Source organism: Shigella sp. SIG3, assembly GCF_053555855.1.
On sequence record NZ_JBQZXE010000158.1, the window covers coordinates 1 to 6,786 of the forward strand.

Here is a 6,786-nt window from a genome sequence, read left to right on the forward strand (position 1 = left end):
TGTGGAGCAAGCGAAAGATAATTCTTTGCAACCTTCCCAAACGGTAACGGACTCTCTCAAGGTAGCGGACTTATCCACCATTATTCAGGAACAACCCTCTTTCGTAGCAGAAACCCGTGCGGCTGACAAAAATACAGATGCTGTTTTACCTTGGCTGGCGAAAGATATTGCTGTCGTTTTTCCGCCCGAAGTTGTACACACCACGTTAAGTCATCGCCGCTTTCCCGGAGTTCCTGTTCAGCAAGCAGACAAATTGACCCAATTACGTCGCTTAGCCTGTAGCGTGTCGCAACGGGATAATAAAACAGCCACATTTGACTTCAGCACCTGTTCTTTAGAATGGCAAAACACCGTCGCCCAAGCGATCAGTCAGATCGACGGCCTGAAAACAACACAGCTACCATCACCAGTAATGGCTGTACTCACGGCACTTGAAATGAAATGCACAAGATATAAAGTGCGTGAGGATGTTATGGATCAGATCGTCCAGGAAGGCGGTCTGGAATATGCTACTGATGTAATAATACACCTTCAACAGATTGATATTAAATGGGATTATGCGAATAATGTCATTATTATTCTGCCGTCTGGCATTGCACCTGACTACTTGGAGCAATATTCCAGATTTGAATTACGCCTACGTAAACATTTATCACTGGCGGAAGAGTCTCTCTGGCAAAAATGTGCACAAAAACTTATTGCCGCAATTCCACATATTCCAGAATGGCGGCAACCATTAATTGCTTTGTTATTACCCGAAAAACCAGAAATTGCACATGAAATTGCCCAGCGTCTACTGGGGCAAAAAAAATTACCCTCGCTTGAGTGGTTAAAAATAGTGGCGACTGATGAGCACATTCTTGCCTCATTAGAAAAATATCACGAGCCATATGCCATTTTTGATGATTACTATTGTGGTGCGATATGGTCAGCCACCGTATTACAGGAGCAAGGTGTTGCAGCCCTGCCCCGATTTGCTCCCTATGCCGCAAGTGACTACTGCGCCGATGTGTTGCGTCATATCAATCATCCGTTCGCATTAACACTGCTTATACGTGTAGCCGGGCATACTAAACGCTGTCACGATCGAATGACGAAAGCCTGCGCTGCGTTCCCACACGCAGCACTGGCAGAACAGGTCATTCCCTGGCTTTCGACACCCGCAGTTGCAGTGCTGAAATCATGCCAGCACCAACTGACACAGCCCTCAAACCATGCCAGCGCCGATCTACTGCCAGCCATAGTAGTCTCCCCACCATGGATTTCGAAAAAGAAAAAATCGCCGATTCCGGTGCTGGATTTAGCGCCATTAGGCATCGAGCCAATCTGTTATCTGACAGAAGAAATCAGTAATCAACTTTTGGCGAAATATATCTGGTATTCAAAACACATCACGGTTAGCCATGAAGAAAGTACTACCAACCTGTTGGCAAGGATGGGTTTTCAACGACGGATCGCTGGTACATATATTAAAGCTCCCGAAGCGGTAGTTGAGGCATGGCTAAATGAAGATTATTCAACCTTACTAAGTGAATTTAAGGTGTTTCATTCACCTACCGGGCATTATTGGCAGTTGGGGATTTTGACAACATTGCCGCTGGAGGCTGGAGAAAGCAGTAAAAGCATGGAATGCCCTTACTCTATCTCCACATACCGATACCGAATACGCCATGTTACATTTTGGACTCAAAGGTTTACCTGGTTTAGTTAACTCAATTACACGCTATCCGCAGGAAGCCTTGCCCATCACGAATTACTTCGCAGCGAGTGAGCTGGCTCCTGCCGTCGCCCGTGCCTTCAACAAACTCAAAACGCTACGCGAAAACGCCCGCACCTGGCTGTTGAAATACCCGGAACATGCCCTTACCGGCCTGCTGCCTGCGGCGCTCGGCAAAGCCGGTGAAGCACAAGATAACGCCCGCGCTGCCTTGCGTATGCTTACCGAAAACGGTCATCAGCCATTACTGCAAGAAATCGCCCGGCGTTATAACCAGTCGGAAGTAACAGACGCGGTGAACGCTCTGCTTGCGCTCGATCCCTTAGATAATCACCCGACAAAAATCCCCACTCTTCCGACCTTTTATCAGCCATCGATCTGGACGCGCCCGGTATTAAAAGCAAACGCCCAATCACTGCCAGATAACGCCCTCCTCCACCTCGGCGAAATGCTCCGCTTCCCTCAGGAAGAGGCTCTGTATCCGGGATTATTGCAGGTGAAAGACGCCTGTACCGCTGACTCTCTGGCTGAATTTGCCTGGGATCTGTTTACCGCCTGGCAGACCGCTGGCGCGCCGTCGAAAGAGAGTTGGGCGTTCACTGCGTTAGGCGTTCTCGGTAACGATGACACCGCCCGCAAACTGACGCCATTAATACGCGCCTGGCCTGGTGAATCCCAGCATAAACGCGCCACCGTTGGGTTGGATATTCTCGCCGCTATCGGTAGTGATATCGCCCTGATGCAGCTTAACGGCATTGCTCAGAAACTGAAATTCAAAGCATTACAGGAGCGGGCAAAAGAAAAGATTGCCGACATTGCCGAGAGCCGCGAACTCACGGTAGCGGAGCTTGAAGATCGGTTAGCACCGGATCTCGGTCTGGATGATAACGGTTCGTTGCTGCTGGATTTTGGCCCACGCCAGTTCACCGTCAGCTTTGATGAAACCTTAAAACCGTTTGTGCGTGATGTTTCCGGCAGCCGCCTGAAAGACCTGCCAAAACCAAACAAAAGCGATGATGAGTCACAGGCGAACGATGCTGTTAACCGCTACAAATTGCTGAAAAAAGATGCGCGTACCGTCGCCGCCCAGCAGGTAGCAAGGCTTGAATCCGCCATGTGCCTGCGTCGCCGCTGGTCGCCGGAAAACTTCCAACTCTTCCTGGTTGTGCATCCGCTGGTTCGCCACTTAACCCGCCGTCTGATTTGGGGCGTTTATAGCGCCGACAACCAGCTACTGGCCTGTTTCCGGGTAGCGGAAGATAACAGCTACAGCACCGCTGACGATGATCTTTTCACCCTGCCGGAAGGCGATATCTCTATCGGCATTCCTCACGTTCTGGAAATATCACCGACGGATGCTGTCGCCTTTGGTCAGCTTTTTGCCGACTACGAACTGCTACCACCGTTCCGTCAGCTTGACCGTAACAGTTACGCCCTGACAGAAGCCGAGCGCAACGCCAGCGAACTGACCCGCTGGGCAGGCAGAAAATGCCCGAGCGGCCGGGTCATGGGGCTGGCAAATAAAGGCTGGATAAAGGGCGAACCACAGGATGGAGGCTGGATCGGCTGGATGATCAAACCTCTCGGTCGCTGGTCGTTAATCATGGAAATCGACGAAGGTTTTGCGGTGGGTATGTCACCAGCCGAACTTAGCGCTGAGCAGCTCTTAAGCAAGCTGTGGCTATGGGAAGGCAAAGCGGAAAGCTATGGCTGGGGGAGTAATTCAACACAGGAAGCGCAGTTCTCCGTACTCGATGCCATCACCGCCAGCGAGCTAATTAACGATATTGAAGCCCTGTTTGAATAAGGAAAGAGCATGGACAAGGAATTACCGTGGCTGGCGGATAACGCCCAACTGGAACTGAAATATAAAAAAGGCAAAACACCACTCAGTCATCGCAATTGGCCGGGCGAACCAGTGCCTGTTATCACTGAAAGCATCATTCAGACACTGGGTGATGAATTGCTACAAAAAGCTGAGAAGAAAAAAAACATTGTCTGGCGTTATGAAAATTTTTCACCGGAGTGGCAGTCCGCCATTACGCAGGCCATCAACTTGATCGGCGAACACAAACCCTCAGTCCCGGCCCGCACAATGGCGGCACTAGCCTTTATCGCGCAAAATGACAACCAATAGTTGCTCGACGAAATCGTCCAACAAGAGGGGCTGGAATATGCGACTGAGGTGGTGATTGCACGCCAGTTTATTGCACGGTGTTATGAGAGTGATCCTCTGGTAGTCACATTGCAGTATCAGAACGAGGACTATGGCTATGGTTATCGCTCAGAAACCTATAACGAATTCGATCTCCGACTGCGTAAACACCTCTCTCTGGCAGAGGAAAGCTGCTGGCAGCGTTGCGCCGACAAACTCATTGCCGCACTGCCAGGAATAACCAAAGTTCGCCGCCCTTTTATTGCGCTGATCCTCCCCGAAAAACCAGAAATCGCCAATGAGTTGGTAAGCCTTGAATGCCCGCGGACTCATTTTCATTCTAAGGAGTGGTTAAAAGTTGTTGCTACTGACCCCAAAGCGGTGAGAAAACTCGAACGCTACTGGAGCCAGGATATATTTAGCGATCGAGAAGCCAGCTACATGTCGCATGAAAACCACTTCGGCTACGCGGCCTGCGCTGCCCTTTTGCGCGAACAAGGACTGGCAGTCGTTCCGCGCCTCGCGATATATGCCCATAAAGAAGATTGCGGCAGTCTGCTGGTACAAATTAACCATCCGCAAGTCATCCGCACCTTGCTGTTAGTTGCTGATAAAAACAAACCCAGCCTGCAACGTGTGGCTAAATACAGTAAAAACTTCCCCCATGCGACACTCGCCGCACTGGCAGAACTGCTGGCGTTAAAAGAACCACCAGCCCGCCCAAGTTATCCAATCATCGAAGACAAAAAGCTGCCTGCACAGCAAAAAGCTCGAGATGAATACTGGCGTACGCTGTTACAAACGCTGATGGCATCGCAGCCACAACTGGCAGCAGAAGTGATGCCGTGGTTAAGTACTCAAGCCCGGGCAGTGCTGAATAGTTATTTATCGGCACCGCCCAAACCAGTTATTGATAGCACCGATAACAGCCAAATGCCTGAAATCCTCGTTTCACCACCATGGCGTGGGAGAAAGAAAAAGACTTCCATACGTCACTTTTCGCTGCCTGATCTTACGCTTGCACCGCAAACGTACAGGTCGCCGAATAAACACTGGACGCCGGAACAGCAAACTGCAATTGACCATTTTAGCGCCATGTCTTTTGACGAACGTCTTGCTACGAGAGGAGCGGATATCTTCTTGCGGGAATTAGGTTTTGACGTTCATAGCCTGGAATTTAATAAGCGTCTTCTTAATGGACAGTTGGATGCCTTTGATGCTCAGCAACTGCAAGAATACACATCAATAGGACTATTGCGTACTTATCACGCGCATCAGGCCAAATCTAAACAGTACCGGGAAGACGCCACCAATGCATTACTGGCACAAGATAGCATTGCGTTGATGGGAGGGTGGCGAACTTTTCAGCACGGATTTTACTATGGTAATGAACAGCGTTGGGGGATTTGGAATCTGTACCTTATCGCGCAGATGCCGCGCGAAATGGCGGTATCGTGCTGGCAACAAATTGTCGAGGCTGATTTTCATTACACCGGGGTGGAATATTTGTTAAGTGTGCTGGGTACCGATGCTTTGCCTGGATTAAACACCGCCTTTGCCCGACATCCAAAAGAGATATTTCCGCTGCTGATTCATTTCGGCGCAACAGAACTGGCCCTGCCCATTGCCCGCGTCTGGCACCTTTTTGCGGGCCAGCGTAATCTGGCTCGCCAGTGGATTTTACAATGGCCGGAACATACGGCTACTGCACTTATCCCTCTTGTCTTCACCAAATCTAGCGATAAAAGCGAAGCTGCATTACTTGCCCTGCGTTTACTTTACGAACATGGGCATGGCGAATTGCTACAAACTGTAGCCAATCGTTGGCAGCGTACAGATCTATGGCCTGCCCTGGAACAATTACTTAAACAGAGTCCAATAGAGATTTACCCGGCACGCATTCCAAAAGCCCCTGATTTCTGGCATCCGCAAATGTGGTCCAGGCCGCGCCTTATCACTAATAATCAACCTGTTACCGATGACGCTCTGGAAATTATCGGCGAAATGCTGCGCTTTACCCAGGGGGGACGTTTTTATAGCGGGCTGGAACAACTGAAAACGTTCTGCCAGCCACAAACGCTGGCAGCTTTTGCCTGGGATCTCTTCACTGCGTGGCAACAAGCTGGTGCCCCCGCAAAAGACAACTGGGCATTTCTGGCGTTAAGTCTCTTTGGTGACGAAAGCACGGCACGGGATCTAACGACACATATCCTCGCCTGGCCACAAGAAGGCAAATCTGCCCGTGCGGTCAGTGGCCTGAACATCCTTACCCTGATGAATAATGATATGGCGCTGATGCAGCTGCATCATATATCGCAACGGGCGAAATCCCGCCCCTTACGTGATAACGCGGCGGAATTTCTTCAGGTAGTCGCAGAAAATCGCGGGCTAAGCCAGGAAGAGTTAGCGGACAGATTAGTCCCAACACTGGGCCTTAATGATCCGCAGGCGTTGAGTTTTGATTTTGGTCCCCGGCAGTTTACCGTTCGCTTCGATGAAAACCTCAACCCGGTTATCTTTGATCAGCAAAACGTTCGCCAGAAAAGTGTTCCCCGGTTGCGCGCCGATGACGATCAACTGAAAGCGCCCGAGGCACTGGCCCGACTAAAAGGGTTAAAAAAAGATGCTACTCAGGTGAGCAAAAACCTGCTCCCGCGTCTTGAAGCTGCCCTACGTACCACCCGACGCTGGTCGCTGGCAGATTTTCATTCTCTGTTTGTTAATCATCCCTTTACCCGTCTGGTTACCCAGCGATTAATATGGGGGGTTATCCGGCAAATGAACCGCGTCGTTTACTCAACGCCTTTCGTGTGGCCGCAGAGGGGGAGTTCTGCAATGCGCAAGATGAGCCAATTGACCTGCCTGCGGACGCTCTGATTGGCATTGCCCACCCGTTAGAAATGACAGCAGAAAT

At 50.3% G+C, this 6,786-nt stretch carries 1 protein-coding gene and 2 pseudogenes; all 3 read left to right on the top strand.

Features of this window, described 5'->3' with window-relative positions; translation table 11 throughout:
- Positions 1–3,524: pseudogene (locus ACUU1I_RS18790) on the top strand (DUF4132 domain-containing protein); the annotation flags it as partial.
- Positions 3,525–3,533: 9 nt separating this feature from the next.
- Positions 3,534–3,854, top strand: a complete 321-nt coding sequence (locus ACUU1I_RS18795; RefSeq protein ID WP_250542702.1) for a transcriptional regulator — start codon at positions 3,534–3,536, stop codon at positions 3,852–3,854.
- Positions 3,855–6,786: pseudogene (locus tag ACUU1I_RS18800) on the top strand (DUF4132 domain-containing protein); the annotation flags it as partial.

Coding starts and splice junctions, on each gene's coding strand:
- ACUU1I_RS18795 (WP_250542702.1), top strand. CDS start 3,534: ATGGACAAGGAATTACCGTGGCTGGCGGATAACGCCCAACTGGAACTG.